This is a genomic window from Streptomyces noursei, from assembly GCF_001646665.1.
Taxonomy (GTDB): Bacteria; Actinomycetota; Actinomycetes; order Streptomycetales; family Streptomycetaceae; genus Streptomyces; species Streptomyces lavendulocolor.
The window spans coordinates 1-19,513 of the sequence record NZ_LWBU01000383.1; the positions used below are offsets into that span (position 1 = coordinate 1).

Genomic DNA, 19,513 nt, shown 5'->3' on the forward strand with positions numbered 1-19,513 from the left:
GGCGTCGACACGCTGCGTGTCCGTGGTACCGATCCCGGCCGCCGCGGCCGGTGCGGCCGGCGGAGCCGCCACGGCCGCGTGCGGCGCGGCAACCGCCGTGACGGAAGCGAGCGCCGTCGCGGTCACAAACCCCCGGGTGACAGCCCTCCGCACACGAGCGGAGTTCACGTTGCTGATCTTCATGCTGGTTCTGGTCCCCCTGCTAGGTCCCGCACGCGGTTCCCGAACGCGTGCCAGGTGGTCGGGGCGCAGTCTTGGAGATCGCCCGAGGGGAGTCAAAGTGGAATTGACAGCTCCTGTCCGATCACCCGCCGGTATGACTGCTTAACGTGCCACTTGGCGCCAATCTTTGACTGAAAGGCGACTTGTACTGACCGGAACAGAACTCACGGGTAACTCGGAACACAACGTTCCACTTGGTGTGCCACCAGCGAGTACGCCCCCGCGCGGGACACACGGAACGGCTCCGCCCCAAGCGGGACACGGCTCGGCCCGCTCCACCGTCCGACCGGATGGCGTCGTACCGCTTTCGTGCGGGACATGTGAGGAAAAAATGTGGGCCGGTACACATCAACAAGGCCACTCGTGTTGATGCCTTATCATCCCGGCCGCTCCGTCTCTCGCCGCCACCCGTCGACGGAAGCGGGGGATACCGTCGTGGCCGATCGCCCGGCAGTCTGGGCTTTCACGGCCGTCGCGGGCGGACGGGCGTCTTCCTGCTGTGGTCGCCGGACTCGCGGCGGTCGTGGGCGGAAGGCCGGACGGCCCCTTTCGACGGAACCAGTGCCGGCCTTCCTCAGACGTGCAGTTCCGCCGGGAAGCCGGTCCAGCGGAGTTCGGCGGGAAGATGGCCGGTGTCGTTGAACAGGAGCACCGCCGGGGGGCGGTCGGGCGTGTAGCGGATGACGGTCATCGCCGCGTTGGCGTGGTTGATGCCCAGCCATCGCCACCTCGGCGCGTCGAGGGCGGCTCGAACGAGCCAGCCGGCGAGGAAGTTGTGCGTGACGACGAGCTCGTGGCGCGGTTCGTCCCCGGCAACGGGTCCGGTGAACTCCGCGAGCGCCGCCGCCGCGAGCCCGGGGCCCTGCTCGCGTTCCTCGCCCGTGAACCGGTCGAGGAACGCGAGCCAGGCGTCGGCCGCCTGCGTCGGCAGTTCCTCACGGGCCGGCAGGTAGGGCAGGTAGTCGCCGGCCGCTTCGCAGGGACGGCAGAAGACGCCGTCGAGCCGTTCGGCGATCAGCCGGGCGGTCTGTTCGGCACGGGCGAGGGGGCCGTGGTGGATCGCCGCCAGCGGAACCCCGCGCAGCCGCTCCCCCAGCAAGGCGGCCTGCCGGCGGCCGGCATCCGTCAGTTCGCTCTCGTCCGAGGACGCCTCGGCGTGGCGCGTGAGGTAGAGGTAGCGGGCAGCCATGCCGGTCATGGGCGCGTCCTTCCACGAGGGTGATCTTGGGGACTCGTGGAGGGACGCGCACCGGCCTGGGCGGGGTTCCACGAACGCTCGGTCGAGCAGGCCGTGGTCGGAGCAGCACGTCACGGGGGCCGGGAGGGCGAGTCCCGATCCTCACGCTCACCGTCGGTTTCCCTCGCCCGCCTACGGCCGGACCGTCGGCGTACTCCGGGAAGCGCGCACCCGGGTACGGAGAAACGTGCCTGGCCCTGGCGATTCAACGGAAAGCGTCGGCGTTCTCCGAGGCCCACTGCCGGAACGGACGAGCCGGTGCTCCGGTGACCCGAGAAACGGTGTCGCGCACCATCAGCAGCTCGGGGTTCACGTCTCCACCGGTGACGTCGAGCACCGCGTCCGCGGCCTCGGGCCCGAAGACCGCGACCATCTGCGCGTGGGCCTGCCGGCGGCTGATCTCCGCGAAGGGAACCTCCCGGCCCAGCACCGCCGCGATGGCCTCGACCTGCTGTCGGGCGGTCACCGGCTCCGGCCCGGTCAAGGGGTAGGTGCGTCCGTGGTGGCCGGGCTCGGTCAGTGCCACCCGTGCCACCGATGCGATGTCCGCGGGATGGATGGTGGGCAGCGCGGTCCCGGCGTACGGCGCGCGGACGGTCTCGCGGTCACGGATGGACGGGGCCCACATCAGGGCGTTCGACGCGAACTGCGTCGGCCGCAGGATCGTCCAGGCCATGCCCGTTTCCTGGAGCAGTTGCTCCACCGCCAGGTTTTCCTGGGCGGGTCCCAGGTGCGGGTGGGTCTGGACGGTGATGGACGACACCAGGACGACGTGCTCCACTCCCGCCTGCCGGGCGGCTTCCAGGATGTCGGCGTCCGAGCCCAGCCGCGGCACGAGGAACAGCGAGCGCACCCCCTTCAGCGCGGGCTTCAGCGACGCCGGCTCCGCGAAGTCGCCCTCCACGGTCTCGACTCCCCGGGGGAAGGAGGCCCGGGCGGCGTCACGGGTGAGCCCTCTCAGCGGCCCGACACCGCGTGCGTGCAGATCCTCCAGCAGGGCACTGCCTATGTTTCCCGTTGCTCCGGTCACCAGGATCATGAGTGTGTTTCCCGTCGTCGGATGATCGAGTGGGCGACACGCTAGAACCTCCATCACGCTTCGGGTCAAGGGCCCATCGCGGTCCGCCACGTACCCTTCGTCGGTCGCCGAAGTGATGGGGCATCCTGGAGTCATGAATCCCGGACCCTCGTCCAGACCTGCGGACACGTCGACCCCCGCCGCCAGGCTCGCCTCCTTCGCCGCCGCCCTGGCGGACGAGACCCGTGCCGCCATCTGCATGACCCTGCTGGAGGGACGCGCCTGGACGGCGGGCGAGCTGGCCCGCGCCACCGGCGTCGCCCCCTCCACCGTCAGCGGGCACCTGACCCGGCTCCTCGACGCGCACATCTGCGTGACGGAGCGGCAGGGGCGGCACAGTTACGTACGCATCGCCGACGCCGCCACCGCCCGGCTCGTGGACGAACTGGCCTCACACGCCGTTCCCGGCCGCGACGCGGCCCACGCCGTTCCGGTGGTCGCCGCCCCCGACCCGCTGGTGCGGGCCCGCACGTGCTACGACCACTTCGCCGGGCGGCTCGGCATGGCGGTGACGGACGCGATGGAACAGCGGGGCCTGCTGCGTACGGAGGGCGTCTTCGCGCTGACCCCGGCGGGGCTCGACTGGTGCGAGGGCGCGGGGATCGACGTGACGGGTGCCGGGCGCAGACCCCTGGCGAGTTCCTGCCTGGACTGGACCGAACGCCGGCGCCACCTGGGCGGCCTGGCGGGAGCGAGGCTGTGCGCGCGGGCCCTGGACGAAGGCTGGGTGGTACGGCCGGAGAGCGGTGGACGGGGCCTGCTGGTGACGCGGGCAGGAGAGAAGGCCCTCGGCGAACTCCTGGGTCTCACCCCGCAGGAGTGGAACTGACGGACCGTCCAGCCCCTCCGGAAACGGGTCAATATTTCGGTGACGGCCGAAGTATCCGCGTGTAGGGTCGGATGCATGAAGACACCCCCGCGTGCCCTTCCCCCCGGCCTCCTCACCGGCGGCGCCGTCTGCTTCACCGTGTTCGCCTGGGCCTCCGCCTTCGTGTCCATCCGCAGCGCCGCAGCCGCCTACTCCCCGGGGGCACTCGCCCTCGGCCGGCTGCTCGCCGCCTCACTGGTCCTCGTGGTGCTCCTCCTCCTCCGCCGCGAGGGCCTGCCTCCGCGCGGCGCCCGGCGAGGCGTCCTGCTGTCCGGAGTCGTCTGGTTCGGCGGCTACATGGTCGCGCTGAACTGGGGCGAACGCCTGGTCGACGCGGGCACCGCGTCCTTGCTCGTGAACACCGGGCCGATCCTGATGGCGCTCCTCGCCGCGCGCCTGCTGGGCGAGGCCCTGCCGCCACGGCTGCTCATGGGCACGGCGATCTCCTTCGCGGGCGCCGTGGTGGTCGGCCTGTCGATGTCGTCAGGGAGCGGCGGATCGACGTCGGTGCTCGGCGTGGCACTGTGCCTGCTCGCGGCCGTGGCCTACGCGACCGGGGTCGTCGCGCAGAAGCCCGCGCTCTCCTACGGAACACCGCTGCAGGTCACCACGTTCAGCTGCCTCACAGGGGCCGTGGCGTGCCTGCCCTTCACCGGCCAACTGGCCGCCGAGATACCCCGGGCCCCGCTCTCCGCCACCCTGAACATGATCTATCTGGGGGTCGTCCCCACCGCCCTCGCCTTCACCACCTGGACCTACGCCCTGGCACGGACGCCCGCCGGGAAGCTCGGCGCGACCACCTACGCCGTGCCGGCCATCGTCGTCCTGCTGAGCTGGTTCGTCCTGGACGAGGTCCCTGCCTGGCTGACCCTGCTGGGCGGCCTGCTGTGCCTGATCGGGGTGGCCATCTCCCGCTACCGCCCCCGGGCCGAGAGGGACGCCGCAGGGCGACCGGACGCGCCCGAACCCCGGCCCGTGGACTCCCCGACGCGACAGCGCACGTCTCCCTGAGGTCCCGTGGCAGCACGGTGACAGTGCACGGCGGCCGCTCAGAGCTTGCCGAGGGCCTGCATCGCGGCGGTCTCGACGCGGGAAAGTTCGCGGAGTGCGGAGCCGGCTTCCACGAGGTTCTCCGGGTCGCCGGACTCGCCCGCTGCTGCGATGAGCGCGGCCACCCGCGTCCAGAGGGCGGCGGCCTCGGTGTACAGGCGGTGGCCGGTGCGCAGATGGCTGTGGTCGATCAGCTGGGTGCACTCGTCGAGGAAGTCCCGGTAGAGGTTGCGGAACAGGGCGCCGCCGGTACCGGCCTTCTCCATCAGGGCGGCGGCCCTCGGGAGGTCCTCGCCCGGGTTCCCGCTGCGCCGCAGCCATCGCGGGACCTGCTGGGCGGCCTTCTCGATGCCGCGGTGGCCCAGGTTCGCGATGGGCGGGTTCAGGAAGGAGTGGGCACAGGTCCTGATCGCGGGAACGATCCGGTCCTTCGGTGCTGCGGGGGCGGCGGGCACGGTGACGGTGAAGGAGCGGTGCCTGGCCGTCATGGGGCCCCGCTCGGCTCTGGCCCTGGCGAGGCCGGCGAGGCCGGTCGTGACCGCTCCGCCCTGCGGGGCGGTGTCCACCAGGTAGGCGCGCTCGTCGTCGTAGCCGTACATGGCGACCATGTGCCCGCCGAAGTGCACCTTGGTGCTGAAGTAATCCAGGTGGTAGCTGTCGAGTTGGAGGCCGACGGGCCGGCCGGCGTCGAGGGGGGCCGCCACGTTCTGCCAGGCCCTGCGAGGGGAGGTGGTCTCCGCGACGAGCAGGTCCAGCCCCAGTACGCCGGCCAGGTTCTTGGTGAGCTCGAAGGGTTTGACCCGGCCCCCCAGAAAGGGAAAGGGCAGGGTCTTGCTGTCCCAGTAGATGAAGGACAACCCGGAGCCCAGGCCGAACAGCATGGGTTCGGAGAAGTCCATCCCCTGGTGCCGCAGCAGCACGCCCAGCGTCGTCGTCTCGCAGTGTTGCGTACCGCGGGCATCGATGTGTTCCACGATGGTCATGCCGCTCACTCTCCCTGTGCCACCCCTGCGTACGGCTCCACGGTGCCGTCCCGCGCGTCATGAACGCCGCCCTGCGGGCGTCCGGTTGCCGGAGTGCGGCCCGCCGCCCCGGCTCCATCCTGCCTCCACCGTGCCCCTGCCGGTCGGACCAGGGGCAGGGGATACGCTGGCGGGCGGCCCATTCGGAAGTGCCATGTGAACAGGTGGGCGTCGTGGACAGCAATCACACCGAACTGGTGGGCCGGGTGCGGCGGGAGCTGTTGGAGGCGGGTTTCGGTCTGGCCGACGGAACGGATGACGAGACGCCCGGCATGCGAGTGGTCCGCGTTCCGGCCGGAGCCAGGGTCTACTGGACGCCGTTGGGCGGGTCCGCCGAGCTGCCCGGGCTCCCCGCCGGTTCCGGGAGAAACACACGGTCGGCCGTGTTCACCGCGGTGAGGGCTGTCCTGACCATGCACGGGCACACCGTCGTGGCGACCAGCGAGACGTCCGACCTGATCGTCCTTCCCTCTCCCCGGACCGATCGCTAGCCGCCCGCGGACCTTCTCGCCGGGCGGCCTCGTACCGGCGCCGCCACACCGCTTCCGCGGACGTCCGTGGTCAGTCGTCTCCCGCGGGAGGCACGCGGATGGCCAGTACGGCCACGTCGTCGTCGTTGTCCGGCGGGCGGGCGTCCATCAGGGCGTCGATGAAGGTTTCCAGCGGGTGGCCGGCGAGGTCCGCGGCGCGCCGGCGCAGGCGGTCGAGGCCGTCGTCGATGGTGTGCCGCGGGGATTCGACCAGTCCATCGGTGTAGAGCACCAGTGTCGACAGCGGCGGCAGGGTGGTGACGGCGTCGGTACGGCGGAGGCCGGACTGAGCACCGAGCAGGATGCCCTGTCCGCCGCTGAGACAGCGGGCCTGACCGTCGTGGGTGACCAGCAGGGGCGGCGGGTGTCCCGCGTTGGTCCACTGCAGGTCCCACTGCCCGTCGCGGCGGGCCTGGAGCCGGCCCAGGATCATGGTGGCCATGCCGACGTCGGTGATGTGGGGCAGGGCCTGGTCGAACCGGTCCACGATGACGCTGGGCGGCTCGTGCTGGGACCACGCGTAGGCGCGCAGGATGTTGCGGAGCTGGGCCATGCCCGCCGCGGCGTCCAGGTCGTGGCCCGCGACGTCACCGATGACCAGGGCGAGGGCGTCGTCGTGAAGGGGGAAGACGTCGTACCAGTCGCCGCCGACCTGGGAGGCATGCGGTGCGGGCAGGTAGCGGGCGCTCATGCTCAGGCCGGGGACGCCGGGCAGGTGCGGCAGCAGGTGGCGCTGCATCGTCTCGGCGACCTTGCGCTGGCGCTGGTAGAGGCGTGCGTTGTCCAGTGCCAGGCCGGCCCGGCGGGTGATGTCCTCCAGCAGGGGGATCTCGGCGGTGGTGAAGGGTTCCGGCTGCTCGGACCGGCCGAGAGTGAGTGCGCCCAGGACGTCACGCAGGCCGCGGATGGGGGCGATGACCGCGGAGTGCATGCCGCTGGTCTCGAAGAGTCGGCGCTGCTCCACGGCGACGTGGGAGTCCGGCGGCCCCTGATACGTCTGCGGTGTCGCCAGAGTGGATCCGGCGCCGCGCAGGGCCCGGGACAGCGGCAGCGGCGAGGTCTCGGGTACGGAGAGCAGGGACCCCTGGAGGTCCGGTCTGCGGCTGATCCGCCCCTCGTCGTCGTGGGCGACCACCGTCCGCTGGATCACGCCGCTCTCGGTGATGAGGTCGATCACGACCCAGTCCGCCAGCATCGGGACGACCAGCCGCACGAGTCGGTCCAGCGCCTCGTTCACGTCCAGGGTGGCGGTCAGCTGCGTCGTGGTCTCGGCCAGCAGCGCCAGCCGCTCCAGCTCCGGGAGCAGTCCCGCGTTGAGGGTCGACACCGGCAGGGCGGCCCCGCCCGGGTCGTACTCGTGGAACACCACCAGAGCCCCGGTCTCCTGGGGCGTGAAGCGCAGGGGGGCCACCAGCCAGGACGCCGTGAGCAGGGAACCGTCACCTCGCGCGAAGAAGCCCCGCTCCTCCTGGCGCACCTGGCCGGCGATGAAGGCCTTGATGATCGAGCAGCGGCTGCGCGACATGCTCGTCCCGTTGGCCCGCCGGTGCAGGAGATCATGCGCGTCACGCCCCAGCAGCTCCTCCGCGGTGCGGTCCAGGAGCATCTCCGCCTGGGCGTTCACAGCGACGACGTTCCAGTCGGCGTCCACCGCGTACGCCCCGGCTCCCAGCCGGTCCAGGGCTCGTCCCAGAAGGCGCTGCAAGGTCCCCAGACGCTCATGAGGACCGGCGGCACCGGTCGGTCTGCGCATCCCTCGCACCTCCACATCCAGAACGGGCCCGTACACCCGGTTGCCCGACTTCCGGCCAGGGAGTCGTCGCCGATCTCCACATCGTAGACATGTGCCGAGGTGGTGCGCCGCCGCTGCTCGGGACATCGCCGCCCCGAGCCGCTGTGCGCGTTGCCGCGTCCGGGCGGCAGAGCCTTGAACGAGGCCGTGGGCGGTTTCACCAGGGGCGGGACGATCGGGGCCGGCACCACCGCGCCGCAGGCACCGGCGCCAGGAGCCGGCGATGGCGGCGGAGCCGCGCCCTTCCGCCGAGGGGGCCGTTAGTGCGGCTCAGCGCACCCTCCCCCGCGGCTTCAGCGCCACCGGCGGGAGTGCGGGCGCGGGCAGCCGGCCGCCGTCGTAGCCGTGGACCTCGCCGAAGCGGGTGCCGGTCTGCCAGTCGGCGCGGGCGCGCTCGATCTCCTCGTGGGAGCGGCCCACGAAGTTCCACCACATGACGATCTCCTCCTCGAACGGCTCACCGCCCAGGAGCATCAGGCCCGCGTCGGAGTCGGCGCGCAGGGGGAGGGAGGTGCGGCCGCAGCCGAGGTAGAGCATCGAGCCGGGCAGGACCGGGACGCCGTCGACGTGGGCCTCGCCGGACATGGAGAGGACCGCGTACTCGAAGTCCGGGTCGAGCGGCAGATTCGTTTCCGCGCCGCGGGTCAGCGCGAGGTCGGCGCCGACCAGGGGGCTGTAGGTGGTGCCGGGCGAGAGCGCGCCGTCGAGTTCGCCGAGGATCACGGTGGCCGTCAGGCCGGGGGCCGTCACGTGCGGGAGGTCGGCGTGGTGCTGGAAGTGCGGCTCGACGTGGCGGTGGGCGTCGGGCAGCGCCACCCACAGCTGGGCGCCGTGCAGGAGGCGGGCGTGCGGGCGGGGGCTCTCCTCCGAGTGGGAGATGGCCCGCCCCGAGGTCATCAGGCCCAGTTCGCGCGGGCGCACCGTCTGCAGGCTGCCCGTGCTGTCGCGGTGCAGCACCTCGCCCTCGTGGAGCCAGCTGACGGTCTGCAGGCCCATGTGCGGGTGGGGCGGCACCTGCATGCCGGGTTCGTCGGCGATGTCGTCGGGCCCGTAGTGGTCGACGAAGGCCCAGGCGCCGACCATCCGGCGGCCGAGGTTGGGCAGCAGGCGGCGCACCTCGGTGGATTCACCGAGCTGTACGCGGCGGGGGCTCAGCAGCTCGCGCACCGGCTCCGCGACGACGAATCCCCGGCCGCCGCACACGGCGGGCACGGCCTGGCGATCAAGGTTGCTCATGCGTCCAACCTAGCCGTGCCCGGACGCCGCGCGTGAGGGATTGTCAGGCTCGGCCACTCACGGGTCATACCACCCGTATGCCGGGGCAACAAGCGGAGCAAAGCGGGCATATGACGTGCCATATGGAAACTCACATGCCCGAGCTCCGTGCCGCCGCCCGGCGTATGGGGCGCCGTCACTTCCTCACGGTGGCCGGTGCCGCGGCCGCCCTGGCGTTCACCACGCACCTCCCGGCCGCCGGTGCGGCGAGCCCGGCCGTCCTGGAGGGGCGGCGGATCGCGGCGGACCCGTTCACCCTGGGCGTCGCCTCCGGCGACCCCCTGCCGGACTCCGTCCTGCTGTGGACCCGCCTGGCGCCCAGCCCGTACGAGCCGGACGGCGGTCTGCCGGCGCAACGGGTCGAGGTGCAGTGGGAGGTGGCGTTCGACGAGCGGTTCTACGCCGTGATCAAGAGCGGGACGGCCACCGCCCACCCGGAGTACGCGCACAGCGTCCACGTCGAGGTCCCCGGTCTCGACCCGGACCGGTCCTACTACTACCGGTTCCGCGCCGGCACCTGGATCAGCCCGGTGGGCCGGGCCCGTACCGCCCCCTCGCCGGACGCCTTCTGGGTGCCGTCCCTGACCTTCGCCGCGGTGGCCTGCGCCGCCTACTTCGACGGCTACTACACGGCGTACCGGCACCTCGCGTCCGAGGACGTGGACATGGTGGTGCACCTGGGCGACTACATCTACGAGTACGGCGTCGACTCCGCCGGCGGCCACCGGGGCTACACCGACCGCAGCCTGCCCGCGCACTTCAACAACGAGACCGTCACGCTGCAGGACTACCGGCTGCGGTACGCGCTCTACAAGAACGACCCCGATCTCCGGGCCGCGCACGCCGCCCACCCGTTCGTCGTGACCTGGGACGACCACGAGACGGAGAACAACTACGCGGGAGCGGTGTCCGAGAACGGCGTACCGCCCGAGGAGTTCCTGCTGCGCCGCGCCGCCGCGTACCGCGCGTACTGGGAGAACCTGCCGCTGCGTCCGCCGCAGCAGCCGGTGGGGGCCGACATGCGGCTGTACCGGCGGCTGCGGTTCGGGCGCCTGGCGCAGTTCGACGTCCTCGACACCCGCCAGTACCGGTCCAACCAGGCCAACGGCGACGGCTGGCAGGCCCCCAGCGCCGAGTCCGAGGACCCCTCGCGCACCATGACCGGCGCCGCGCAGGAACGCTGGCTGCTCGACGGCTGGAAGACGTCGGAGGCGGTGTGGAACGTCGTGCCGCAGCAGGTCACCTTCGCCCAGCGCAAGAGCACCCCCTCGGCGGACTACAAGCTCTCGATGGACGCCTGGGACGGCTATCCCGCCGCCCGCAAGCGCCTCCTGGACGGCGCCACGGCCGCGGGCCTGGACAACCTGATGATCCTCTCGGGCGACGCGCACGTCGGCTACGGCTTCGACCTGAAGGCGGACTTCGCCGACCCGGCCTCCCGGACCGTCGGCACCGAGATCTCCACCACGTCCCTCACCAGCGGCCGCGACGGGGCGCAGAAGCCCGGCAACTGGATCAGCCTCACCCAGGCCAACCCCCATCTGAAGCACTACGACGGGCGCCGGGGCTACACCGTCGTCCGGCTCGGCCAGACGAACGCGGACATCGCCTTCAAGACCGTCTCCACCGTCACCCGCCCCGGAGGCACCCTGAGCACGGCCGCCACCTTCTCCACCGGCACGGGCACGCCGGGCCTCCACACCGCCTGACCGGGCCGGCGACCGACCGCCGGTTCACCCGTTCGGCGCCACCCACGGGCACTCCGGCCCCGCCCGGCTTTGCATGGGGCCATGGGCGACCTCACCTCTCCGACACGGCTCCGGCGGCACCGCCCGCCCCGCGCGGCTCTGGTCCTCGTCGTGGCGATGGTCCCGCTCTCGCTCGCCGGGTGCACGGCCGACGCGCCCTCGGCCCGGGAACGGGCGAGGGCCGCGACGGACGCGCTGTGCGAGGACCTCGGCGCCCTGCGGATGGACGCGGGCCGGATGGCCGGCCTCGGCCCCCGCTCCCGGGGCCGCGACGAGCTGCGCGACCTGCGCGAGGACGTCGCCCACGACCTGGACCTGGTGACGCACAGCGCCCGCGGCGTGCGCAGGGCGCGGACGCGGGCGGTGTCGGACGCCTACCAGCAGGTGGCGAGGGCGATCGACGGAGTGCCCGGCGGGGCGACGGGCGCCCAGGCCGGCCGGCACATCAGACCGCAGCTGGAGGCGCTGGACAGGGCCATCGCCGCCTCGCAGGCGTCCGTGAAGTGCTGACCCCCCGAGGAGGGCCGTGACCACGCCGACCGCGGACCCGGCCGCCGCGCCGCCACCGTCCGATCCGGTGCTCGGGCGGGCCTACGCCCGTCTCCTGCTGCTCTCCGTCCTCGTGGGCGCCCCTGTCGCGCTGGCCTGCTTCTTCTTCGTGGGCCTCCAGCACGAGCTCCAGGGCGCCGTGTGGCAGGACCTGCCGGAGGCGGCCGGGTACGCCGAAGCCCCCTGGTGGTGGCCCCTTCCCGCGCTGGCGCTGGCCGGTCTGCTGCTGGTCCCCGTGGTCACCCGTGCCCCGGGGCGCGGCGGGCACCTCGCGGTCCAGGGGCTCGCCAGGACGCCCAGCGGGCCGGCGGCGGTCCCGGGGGTGGTGTTCGCGACGCTGGCGACGCTGCCGCTCGGCGTGGTCCTGGGCCCCGAGGCCCCGCTGATGGCGCTCGGCAGCGGGCTCGCGCTGCTGGCGCTGCGCCCGGCGCGGCGGAGGGCGGACCCGAGGACGGCGATGGTGCTGGGCACGGCCGGCTCGACCGCCGCGATCTCGACCATCCTGGGCGGTCCGCTCGTGGCGGCGGTCCTCGTCGTCGAAGCGGCGGCTCTCGCCGGGCCCCGGCTCGTGGCACTGCTGCTGCCGTGCCTGCTGGCGAGCGCGGCGGGGGCTCTGGTCTTCACCGGGTTGGGGCAGTGGACGGGTCTGGGGACCGGGGGCCTCTCGCTGCCCGAGGTGCCGGCGCCCACCGGCCCGGACGCGGGCGACTTCCTGTGGGGCCTCCCTCTGGCGGTGGTGGTCACGGTCGTCCTCTCGGCGGGGCACCGGCTCGGGCGGCGCACGGCGGCCTGGACGGCGCGGCACACCGCGGTGCGCACGGTGGTGTGCGCCGTCGCGGTGGGCGGGTGCCTCACCGCGTACGCGCTGGTCACGGGGCGCTCGCCGGAGGAGGCGGCGCTCTCGGGCCAGGACACGATCGGCGCCCTGGCGGCGGATCCGCACGCCTGGTCCGTGGGCACCCTCTTGGTGCTCGCGCTGTGCAAGACCCTGGCGTGGGGCGTGTGTCTGGGCAGCATGCGCGGCGGGCCGATCTTCCCCGCCGTGATGATCGGCGCGGCGCTCGGGGTGGCCTGCTCGGGGCTGCCGGGGCTCGGTACGGGGCCGGCGCTCGCGGCCGGGGTGGCGGCGGCCACGGCGGCGGTCACCCGGCTGCCGCTGGCGAGCGCCGTGCTGGCGGTGCTGCTGCTCGGCCGGGACGGCGGCGAACAGACGCCGCTGATCGTGGTGTGCTCCGTGGTCGGCTACCTCGCCGCGCGGCTCCTCGAAGGCGCGGGCCGGGGCGGGAGCGGCGGCGCGGACGGCGCGGACGGGGGCGGGAGTGGCATGGGCAGCGGGGGCGGGGACGGCACAGGCGGCGCCGGCAGGGGCCGGAAAGGCGGCCCGGACGGGGGCGGCGGCGACACGGGCGGCGCGGGTGCGGGCGGGCCGGGCTCGGGAGCGGGTGCGGGTGCGGGCGGCGCAGGCACCGGCGGGCCGGCCGCGGACGGGCGGTGAGGTGCCGGTGCGACACGGCGCCCGCCCGGTGCGACGGTGCGCCGGTGCGTGAGCGTCGTGTGTGCCCGGGCCGCGGGCGCCGTGGCGGGTGATGACGTGCGGTCAGCCCCGGTAGCCCTCCAGGAGGCGGAGCCACACCTCGCTGATGGTGGGGTACGCGGGGACCGCGTGCCACAGGCGGGCGATCGGCACCTCGGCGGTGACGGCGATGGTGGCCGCGTGGAGCAGCTCCCCCACCGCGGGGCCGACGAGGGTGACGCCGAGCAGGATCTCCCGTTCCAGGTCGACGACCATCCGGGCACGGCCCCGGTAGCCGTCCGCGTAGAGGCCGGCGCCCGCCACGGCGCCGAGGTCCTGGTCGACCGCGCGCACGCGGTGTCCGGCCGCCTCCGCCTCGGCGAGGGTGAGGCCGACGGACGCCGCCTCGGGGTCGCTGAAGACGACCTGCGGTACGGCGGCGTGGTCGGCGGTCGCGGCGTGCGCGCCCCAGGCGCCGGTGTCCAGGGGCGCTCCGCCGTCGGCCCGCACGCCGATGGCGGCGCCGGCGATCCGGGCCTGGTACTTGCCCTGGTGGGTGAGGAGGGCCCGGTGGTTGACGTCGCCGACCGCGTACAGCCACTCGCTCCCCTCGACCCGGCAGGTGTCGTCGACGGAGAGCCAGGAGCCCGGCTCCAGGCCCACGGTCTCCAGGCCGAGGTCGTCCGTGCGCGGCGCGCGGCCGGTGGCGAAGAGGACCTCGTCGGCCTCGACGCGCCCGCCGTCGTCCAGGACGACGGTGACCGGTCCGGCGGGGTCCGGCCGTTCGACGGCGGTGACGGAGACCCCGGTGCGGACGTCCGCGCCCGCGTCGGTGAGGGCGTCCGCCACGTGCTCGCCGACGAACGGCTCCATGCGCGGCAGGAGGCCCCCGCCGCGTACGAGCACGGTGACGCGGGAGCCGAGCGCCTGCCAGGCGGTGGCCATCTCGGTGCCGACCACTCCCCCGCCCACCACGACGAGCCGGCCCGGCACCCGCTCGGCGCCGGTCGCCTCGCGGCTGGTCCACGGCCGGGCGCCGGCGAGCCCCGGCAGGTCGGGCAGGACGGCGCGGCTGCCGGTGCACAGGGCGACGGCGTGCCGTGCGGTCAGGACGCGCCGTTCGCCGTCGGGGCCCTCGACCGCGACCCTCCGCTCGCCGTCCAGCCGGCCGCGGCCCCGGTGGAGGCGGGCGCCGATCGAGTCCAGCCAGCCGGCCTGGCCGTCGTCCTTCCACTGCGACACCGTGGCGTCCCGGTGGGCGAGCACCGCCGGGGCGTCCAGCGGCCCCTGGACGGCCCCGCGCAGGCCGGGGACCTTGCGGGCGTCCGCCCGGGCGAGCACCGGGCGCAGCAGCGCCTTGCTGGGCATGCAGGCCCAGTAGGAGCATTCGCCGCCGACGAGTTCGCTCTCCACCACCGCGACGCTCAGCCCGGCCGCGGCGGCCCGGTCGGCCACGTTCTCGCCCACGGGCCCCGCGCCCACCACCACGACGTCGTACTCCACCGTTTCGGTCATGGGGTCAGTCTGGTGGTACGTGTGCGCCCTGGCCACATGGGCAGTCGGAATAGCGCGGCACCGGGCGTGGTTGTCCGGGGCGGTCCCCCCACACACCGGGAAGAGGTAGGCAGCATGAGCACCGTAGAGCTCACCAAGGAAAACTTCGATCAGGTGGTGACGGACAACGACTTCATCCTGATCGACTTCTGGGCTGCCTGGTGCGGGCCGTGCCGCCAGTTCGCCCCGGTGTTCGAGGGCGCGTCCGAGCGCCACGCCGACCTGGTGTTCGCCAAGGTCGACACGGAGGCGCAGCCGGAACTGGCCGCGGCGTTCGAGATCCGGTCGATCCCCACCCTGATGATCGTGCGGGAGAAGGTGGCGGTGTTCGCCCAGCCCGGCGCGCTGCCGGAGGCGGCGCTGGAGGACCTCATCGGGCAGGCCAGGAAGCTGGACATGGACGAGGTGCGCGCGTCCATCGAGAAGGGGAAGACCCAGGCCTGACGGCCGCCGCCCCGGCGGCCGTCCCCTGTCCCCCCGCGCGGGCCGGTGCGCGGCGCGCTCAGCGCTCCAGGACCAGCGCGAGGCCCTGTCCGACGCCGATGCAGAGCGCCGCGAGCCCGGTCCCGGAACCCGCCGCCGCCAGCTGGTGGGCGACGGAACCGGCGAGGCGGGCGCCCGAGGCGCCCAGCGGGTGGCCGATGGCGATGGCGCCGCCCCACGGGTTGACCACGGCGGGGTCGAGCTCGGGCCACTCGGCGAGGCAGCCCAGCGACTGCGCGGCGAACGCCTCGTTCAGCTCGAAGGTGGTGAGGTCGGCGAAGGTGCGGCCCGCCTTGGCGAGGGCCCGCTGGACGGCCTCCACCGGTCCGAGACCGAACAGCTGGGGCTCGATACCGGTGACGGCCGACGCCCGGATCCGGGCGAGGGGCTCACGGCCGCAGGCCTTGAGCCCCTCCTCGTCGACCAGCAGCAGTGCGGCGGCGCCGTCGTTGAGCGGTGAGGCGTTGCCGGCCGTCACGGTGCCGGTGCCGTCCGTGCGGAACGACGGCTTCAGCTTGGCCAGGGCCGCCATGGACGTGTTGTCGCGGACGCACTCGTCGCGGCTCAGGTCCACTCCCGCGCAGGGGACGACCTCACCGTCGTACAGCCCCTCCGCCCAGGCGGCGGCGGCCTTCTGATGGCTCGCCAGCGCGAAGGCGTCCTGCTGCTCGCGGGTGATCGCGTGCTTGTCGGCGATCAGCTCCGCCCCCTCGCCCAGCGGCACGGTCCACTCGGCGGGCATCCTCGGGTTGGTCATGCGCCAGCCGAGGGTGGTCGAGTGGAGCTGCTGGTGGCCGGCCGGGAACGCCCGCTCGGGCTTCTGCAGCACCCAGGGCGCCCGCGACATGGACTCGACCCCGCCGGCCAGGACGATCGACGCGTCGCCCAGCGCGATGGCCCGCGCCGCCTGGATGACGGCCTCCAGGCCGGATCCGCACAGGCGGTTGACGGTGACTCCCGGGACGGAGACGGGCAGCCCGGCGAGGAGGACGGCCATGCGGGCCACGTCGCGGTTGTCCTCACCGGCCCCGTTGGCGTCGCCGAAGTAGACGTCGTCGAGGCGGGCGGGGTCGAGCGCGGGCGTACGGTCCATGAGCGCCCTGACGACGTGGGCGGCGAGGTCGTCCGGGCGGACGGAGGAGAGCGCGCCGCCGAACTTGCCGATCGGCGTGCGGACGGCGTCGACGATGTACACGTCGCGGATGCTCATCGGGTGCTCTCCCCTGTGACCTCGGCTGTTCGCCAGGTGAAACAATCTTCATCCCCGGCCTCGCCCGAGTCTCCGTCCGGGCCCGCCCGGCTGTCAACGGCCGCCGGCCACGGGCCACGGGCCGGTTCCCGGCCCGGACCGGGAAGGTCAGCGGATCCGTGCCGAGAGCCCGTAGTCCAGCTCCGCGCCGTCCACCAGCAGGGCCTCCACGGTGCGGGTCTCCGGGTCGATGTCGGCCTCCATCCCCTCACCGGCGTAGCGGGGGAAGCCCGAGGCGCCGGTCCGGCCGGTGGCTTCGACGACGGCCGAGCGGATGGCGCTGTCCGCCAGGCGTGCCGGGTCGCCCCCTTCCACGTGCTCGGGAACCAGCAGGATCTCGAAGCGCTGCGGATGTGTGCTCATGCAGGCGACGCTAGAGACGTTCCGCCCGGGCCGCACGTCAGGTGGAGGCGCGGTGGATCGCGCGGGCGGCCATCAGCTCGCGGGGCTCCGGCGCGTGGTCCGGCTCCACGACCAGGTGGTCGACCAGCTCGGCGAGGTGCCGGCCGGTCTCCATGTCGATCCGCACCGTGCTCAGCCGGGGCCGCAGCAGCCTGCCGAGCAGCAGGTCGTCCGCGCCCATGACGGCCGTGTCACCCGGTACGGACACCCCCGCGTCGAGCAGGGCGCGCATCAGCAGCATGGCGTACTCGTCGTTGTGGGCGAACACCGCGTCCAGGCCCAGATCCGGCCAGCGGGCCGCGAGGGCCCCGGCCGCCTCCTCGGTGTAGGCGAGCGGCAGCGGTACGACATCGGCCCCGGCGCCGGACCCGGTGCCGCCCACTGCCTGCCGCACCCCGTCCAGGCGGGGCCCGGAGAGCGGTTCGAGACCGGCCTCCTCCGGCAGCACCACGCCGATCCTCCGGTAGCCGCGGTCCAGCAGGTGGGCACCGGCGCAGCGGCCCACCCGGCGCTGGTCGACGGGCAGGCAGTGGGCCCCCTCGACGGGCTGCGGCCCGAGGGTGATGACGGCCCGGGCGCCGGACCTCTTCAGGACGTCGACGCCGTGCGGGGTGAGCTGCGCCGCGCCGAACGCCACGACCGCGACCGGGCGCAGTTCCGCCCAGGCGCGGGCCGCCTCGTCGCCGTCCAGGCCCATGCTCGCGTACTGCACGACGGTGTAGTCGAGGCGGCGCAGTGCCCACTGCAGTTCGTTCAGGAAGTGGCCGAGGAGCGGGCCGACGGGAACCGGGACGGTGGGCAGCAGGACGATCCTGGTGCGGCCGGCGCGCAGGCTGCGGGCGGCGGCGTGCGGCACGTACCCCAGTTCCTCGGCCGCCTGGCGCACCCTGTGGCGGGTGGGGTCGCTGATCCGTACGGCGGAGGCGTTGTTGAGCACGTACGAGACGGTGGCCCGGGAGACACCGGCCAGCCGCGCGACGTCGGCGCTGGTCGGGACCGGACGTGGGGCCGGAGGTCCGGCGGGCGGCCGGGGAGGTGTCTGGCTCATCGCTCTCGGCATCCTTCCAGAACGCCCCCCGTTCCGGTCCGGCGTATGGCGCGAAAGAGAGGCGCGAAGGGGCGCTGAACGGCCTTCCCTCGCGCCGCCGACACGTGTCACCGTGGGTTCCCGGCCGCCTGCCGGCCCCGGTGCCACCTGCCGGCACCGGTGTGAACGCTGCCCGGCGGGTCCTGGACGGTCGCTTCGCCCGCTTTCACGCCCCGGAAGAGGAAGGTGTCGACGTGCGACTGCATACGACCACGTGGGACGGGGGTGACCGGGTGGCCGTGCTGGTTCACGGCATCATGGCCGACCACCGCACCTGGCGGCGTGTCGGGCCGGCCCTGGCGGAACGGGGCCACCGCGTCGTGGCCGTCGACCTGCGGGGGCACGGCGCCAGCGGGCGGGCGCGGACGTACACGGCGCAGGACCACGCCGACGACCTGGTCGAGACTCTTCCGAAGGGGGCCGACCTGGCCATCGGGCACTCGCTCGGCGCGCTGGCGCTGGCTCTCGCCGTCGAGCGCCTCGCGCCCCGGCGGGCCGTCTACGCGGACCCGGCGTGGTACCTGCCCGCGGGCGAGGGCGGGTACCGGGGCGAGCTGTTCGCGAGCCTGAAGACGGCGTCCCGGGAGCGGATCCGGGCGATGAACCCCCGCTGGGAGGAGGCGGACGTCGACATAGAGCTGGAGAGCCTCGCGGTGTGGGACGAGGCGACCGCGTACGGTCTGGAAGCCGTCGCCGGTACGGACCTGACGCCCCTCGCGCCGGTCGTGCCGTCCCTGGTGACGCCGGCCGATCCCAGCCGGCTGGTGCCGGCGGAGCGGGCCGCGCTGCTCAGGGAGCGGGGGTTCGAGGTCCGGGTCGTGCGCGGGGCCGGGCACACCGTCCACCGGGACGACTTCGACGCCTTCATGGCCGCGCTCGACGGCTGGGCCGGGCGGGCCGGGGGCGGGGTGGCGGTCACCCCGCCGTGACGGCCGCGAACGTGTCGCGGAAGGCGCCCAGCGTCGTCGCCCCGGGCGTCCGGTCCAGCACCGCCATGACGACCTCGTCGAAGTGACGGGCGAACCTGCCCTCCCCGGTCAGCAGCGCACGGAACACGGCCGCCACCTGCCGGGGGTCGTTGCGGAAGACACCGCACCCCCAGGCGCCGAGGACCAGCCGCCGGTAGCCGCACGCGGCGGCGGTCTCCAGCACCCGCTCCGCCCGCGAGGCGAGCGCGGCCGGCACCCGGCCGGCGTCCTCGGGCGCGCGGGCGGCGATCACGCCCGCGTTGGGCGCGGGAGAGGTGAGGAATCCCACCGTGAACGGCGGGTCGAGCAGCCGGCCCCGGTCGTCGCGGAAGACCGGCACGCCCGGGGAGTGGATGACCCGGTCGGTGTAGAAGGGGCTGCGCTCGGCCCGGTGGTGGGCGTAGAACTCCGGTGCGCGCAGCAGGGTGGCGTACAGCGCGGAGGCGCGGCACAGGGCCTCCTCCTGGGCCTGGGCCCCGTTGAGGTAGCCGCCGCCCGGGTTGCGGGCGGAGGCGAAGTTCAGGACGGCGACAGGGGCCGGCCCGGCGCCGGTGAGCCGCCGCGCGGCTTCCAGGCTGCTCTCCCCGGTGACCTCGAAGCGGGTGTCCCGGTCGGTGTCCGGGGTCACCGGGACGGGCTCGGGACCGTACATCGCGGTCCCGGCGAGAGCCGAGGCGACCTGGGGGGCGATGACGACCGGACGGCCGCCGGGGGCGTCGTACCGGCCCACCGCGACGATCTCCTCGGTCCGCTTGGCGATCTCTCGCAGACGTGCACTCATACCCGGCATGGTCGACAATCATTCAAGCTCCGGGCAACCGGATTTCCGCCCCCCAGGGCGCTCTTGTGGGAAGCCGCACGGGTGGCTTTAGGTGGGACGGAACCC

General features: G+C 73.8%; 18 protein-coding genes and 1 pseudogene. 8 read left to right on the forward strand and 11 right to left on the reverse strand.

Annotated elements, in window-relative coordinates:
- From A4V12_RS39250 to A4V12_RS30300, 3 genes and pseudogenes are all read right to left on the reverse strand, one after another.
- Window positions 1-183, reverse strand: a pseudogene (locus A4V12_RS39250) (hypothetical protein); the annotation flags it as partial.
- 613 nt (window positions 184-796) lie between these two features.
- Entirely contained in the window at window positions 797-1,420 is a 624-nt protein-coding gene (locus tag A4V12_RS30295; RefSeq protein ID WP_064072667.1) for a histidine phosphatase family protein, read from the reverse strand.
- Between the two features lie 244 nt (window positions 1,421-1,664).
- Complete coding sequence (locus A4V12_RS30300) at window positions 1,665-2,498, reverse strand: NAD(P)H-binding protein (RefSeq protein ID WP_064072668.1); 834 nt, start codon at window positions 2,496-2,498, stop codon at window positions 1,665-1,667.
- A 133-nt stretch (window positions 2,499-2,631) separates the two neighbouring features.
- Between A4V12_RS30300 and A4V12_RS30305 the strand changes: the two genes are divergently transcribed.
- Window positions 2,632-3,366: an ArsR/SmtB family transcription factor gene (locus tag A4V12_RS30305; protein ID WP_064072669.1), complete on the forward strand. Its 735-nt coding sequence runs from the start codon at window positions 2,632-2,634 to the stop codon at window positions 3,364-3,366.
- Between the two features lie 75 nt (window positions 3,367-3,441).
- Window positions 3,442-4,416, forward strand: coding sequence for a DMT family transporter (locus A4V12_RS30310; RefSeq protein WP_064072670.1), 975 nt, complete (start codon window positions 3,442-3,444; stop codon window positions 4,414-4,416).
- A 38-nt stretch (window positions 4,417-4,454) separates the two neighbouring features.
- Here A4V12_RS30310 and A4V12_RS30315 read toward each other — a convergent pair whose 3' ends face one another.
- Complete coding sequence (locus A4V12_RS30315) at window positions 4,455-5,438, reverse strand: BtrH N-terminal domain-containing protein (RefSeq protein WP_064072671.1); 984 nt, start codon at window positions 5,436-5,438, stop codon at window positions 4,455-4,457.
- A gap of 212 nt (window positions 5,439-5,650) precedes the next feature.
- Here A4V12_RS30315 and A4V12_RS30320 point away from each other — a divergent pair, with 212 nt between their 5' ends.
- Window positions 5,651-5,968 (forward strand): hypothetical protein, encoded by a 318-nt coding sequence (locus tag A4V12_RS30320; RefSeq protein WP_064072672.1) that lies wholly within the window; start codon window positions 5,651-5,653, stop codon window positions 5,966-5,968.
- 70 nt (window positions 5,969-6,038) lie between these two features.
- On the opposite strand, the gene A4V12_RS30325 is transcribed toward A4V12_RS30320, so the two are convergent.
- Both A4V12_RS30325 and A4V12_RS30330 read right to left on the reverse strand, forming a co-directional pair.
- Window positions 6,039-7,760 (reverse strand): SpoIIE family protein phosphatase, encoded by a 1,722-nt coding sequence (locus A4V12_RS30325; protein WP_064072673.1) that lies wholly within the window; start codon window positions 7,758-7,760, stop codon window positions 6,039-6,041.
- Between the two features lie 309 nt (window positions 7,761-8,069).
- Window positions 8,070-9,035, reverse strand: a complete 966-nt coding sequence (locus A4V12_RS30330; protein ID WP_064072674.1) for a pirin family protein — start codon at window positions 9,033-9,035, stop codon at window positions 8,070-8,072.
- 134 nt (window positions 9,036-9,169) lie between these two features.
- Here A4V12_RS30330 and A4V12_RS30335 point away from each other — a divergent pair, with 134 nt between their 5' ends.
- The 3 genes from A4V12_RS30335 to A4V12_RS30345 all read left to right on the forward strand — a co-directional run bounded on the left by A4V12_RS30335 (window position 9,170) and on the right by A4V12_RS30345 (window position 12,866).
- Entirely contained in the window at window positions 9,170-10,783 is a 1,614-nt protein-coding gene (locus A4V12_RS30335; RefSeq protein ID WP_234372384.1) for an alkaline phosphatase D family protein, read from the forward strand.
- An 81-nt stretch (window positions 10,784-10,864) separates the two neighbouring features.
- The gene (locus A4V12_RS30340) at window positions 10,865-11,332 is read left to right on the forward strand and encodes a hypothetical protein (protein ID WP_064072676.1); all 468 of its coding nucleotides are present in this window, start codon (window positions 10,865-10,867) and stop codon (window positions 11,330-11,332) included.
- A 16-nt stretch (window positions 11,333-11,348) separates the two neighbouring features.
- Window positions 11,349-12,866, forward strand: a complete 1,518-nt coding sequence (locus A4V12_RS30345) for a chloride channel protein (RefSeq protein WP_064072677.1) — start codon at window positions 11,349-11,351, stop codon at window positions 12,864-12,866.
- 102 nt (window positions 12,867-12,968) lie between these two features.
- Here the strand turns inward: A4V12_RS30345 and A4V12_RS30350 are convergent, their stop codons facing one another.
- A complete protein-coding gene (locus tag A4V12_RS30350) occupies window positions 12,969-14,399 on the reverse strand; it encodes a dihydrolipoyl dehydrogenase family protein (protein ID WP_064072678.1) in 1,431 nt (476 codons plus the stop codon).
- A gap of 114 nt (window positions 14,400-14,513) precedes the next feature.
- Here A4V12_RS30350 and trxA point away from each other — a divergent pair, with 114 nt between their 5' ends.
- Window positions 14,514-14,882 carry a thioredoxin gene (trxA, locus tag A4V12_RS30355; protein WP_064072679.1) on the forward strand — a complete coding sequence of 123 codons (369 nt, stop codon included), beginning with the start codon at window positions 14,514-14,516 and terminating at the stop codon, window positions 14,880-14,882.
- 58 nt (window positions 14,883-14,940) lie between these two features.
- On the opposite strand, the gene A4V12_RS30360 is transcribed toward trxA, so the two are convergent.
- The 3 genes from A4V12_RS30360 to A4V12_RS30370 all read right to left on the reverse strand — a co-directional run bounded on the left by A4V12_RS30360 (window position 14,941) and on the right by A4V12_RS30370 (window position 17,620).
- Window positions 14,941-16,131, reverse strand: a complete 1,191-nt coding sequence (locus A4V12_RS30360; protein WP_064072680.1) for a thiolase family protein — start codon at window positions 16,129-16,131, stop codon at window positions 14,941-14,943.
- Window positions 16,132-16,278: 147 nt separating this feature from the next.
- A complete protein-coding gene (locus A4V12_RS30365) occupies window positions 16,279-16,533 on the reverse strand; it encodes a hypothetical protein (protein ID WP_064072681.1) in 255 nt (84 codons plus the stop codon).
- A gap of 37 nt (window positions 16,534-16,570) precedes the next feature.
- A complete protein-coding gene (locus tag A4V12_RS30370) occupies window positions 16,571-17,620 on the reverse strand; it encodes a LacI family DNA-binding transcriptional regulator (RefSeq protein ID WP_064072682.1) in 1,050 nt (349 codons plus the stop codon).
- 233 nt (window positions 17,621-17,853) lie between these two features.
- On the opposite strand from A4V12_RS30370, the gene A4V12_RS30375 reads away from it, so the two are divergent.
- The gene (locus tag A4V12_RS30375) at window positions 17,854-18,588 is read left to right on the forward strand and encodes an alpha/beta fold hydrolase (RefSeq protein ID WP_064072683.1); all 735 of its coding nucleotides are present in this window, start codon (window positions 17,854-17,856) and stop codon (window positions 18,586-18,588) included.
- Here the strand turns inward: A4V12_RS30375 and A4V12_RS30380 are convergent.
- Window positions 18,575-19,408 (reverse strand): TIGR02452 family protein, encoded by an 834-nt coding sequence (locus A4V12_RS30380; protein WP_064072684.1) that lies wholly within the window; start codon window positions 19,406-19,408, stop codon window positions 18,575-18,577. The genes A4V12_RS30375 and A4V12_RS30380 overlap by 14 nt on opposite strands.
- Window positions 19,409-19,513 lie beyond the last annotated feature (105 nt).

Bases quoted from the DNA above. Each gene is read 5' to 3' on its own strand.
- A4V12_RS30310 (WP_064072670.1), top strand. From the start codon at position 3,442: ATGAAGACACCCCCGCGTGCCCTTCCCCCCGGCCTCCTCACCGGCGGC.
- A4V12_RS30335 (WP_234372384.1), top strand. From the start codon at position 9,170: ATGCCCGAGCTCCGTGCCGCCGCCCGGCGTATGGGGCGCCGTCACTTC.
- A4V12_RS30300 (WP_064072668.1), bottom strand. From the start codon at position 2,498: ATGATCCTGGTGACCGGAGCAACGGGAAACATAGGCAGTGCCCTGCTG.
- A4V12_RS30380 (WP_064072684.1), bottom strand. From the start codon at position 19,408: ATGAGTGCACGTCTGCGAGAGATCGCCAAGCGGACCGAGGAGATCGTC.
- A4V12_RS30325 (WP_064072673.1), bottom strand. From the start codon at position 7,760: ATGCGCAGACCGACCGGTGCCGCCGGTCCTCATGAGCGTCTGGGGACC.
- A4V12_RS30305 (WP_064072669.1), top strand. From the start codon at position 2,632: ATGAATCCCGGACCCTCGTCCAGACCTGCGGACACGTCGACCCCCGCC.
- trxA (WP_064072679.1), top strand. From the start codon at position 14,514: ATGAGCACCGTAGAGCTCACCAAGGAAAACTTCGATCAGGTGGTGACG.
- A4V12_RS30350 (WP_064072678.1), bottom strand. From the start codon at position 14,399: ATGACCGAAACGGTGGAGTACGACGTCGTGGTGGTGGGCGCGGGGCCC.
- A4V12_RS30295 (WP_064072667.1), bottom strand. From the start codon at position 1,420: ATGACCGGCATGGCTGCCCGCTACCTCTACCTCACGCGCCACGCCGAG.
- A4V12_RS30370 (WP_064072682.1), bottom strand. From the start codon at position 17,620: ATGAGCCAGACACCTCCCCGGCCGCCCGCCGGACCTCCGGCCCCACGT.
- A4V12_RS30340 (WP_064072676.1), top strand. From the start codon at position 10,865: ATGGGCGACCTCACCTCTCCGACACGGCTCCGGCGGCACCGCCCGCCC.
- A4V12_RS30360 (WP_064072680.1), bottom strand. From the start codon at position 16,131: ATGAGCATCCGCGACGTGTACATCGTCGACGCCGTCCGCACGCCGATC.
- A4V12_RS30330 (WP_064072674.1), bottom strand. From the start codon at position 9,035: ATGAGCAACCTTGATCGCCAGGCCGTGCCCGCCGTGTGCGGCGGCCGG.
- A4V12_RS30365 (WP_064072681.1), bottom strand. From the start codon at position 16,533: ATGAGCACACATCCGCAGCGCTTCGAGATCCTGCTGGTTCCCGAGCAC.
- A4V12_RS30315 (WP_064072671.1), bottom strand. From the start codon at position 5,438: ATGACCATCGTGGAACACATCGATGCCCGCGGTACGCAACACTGCGAG.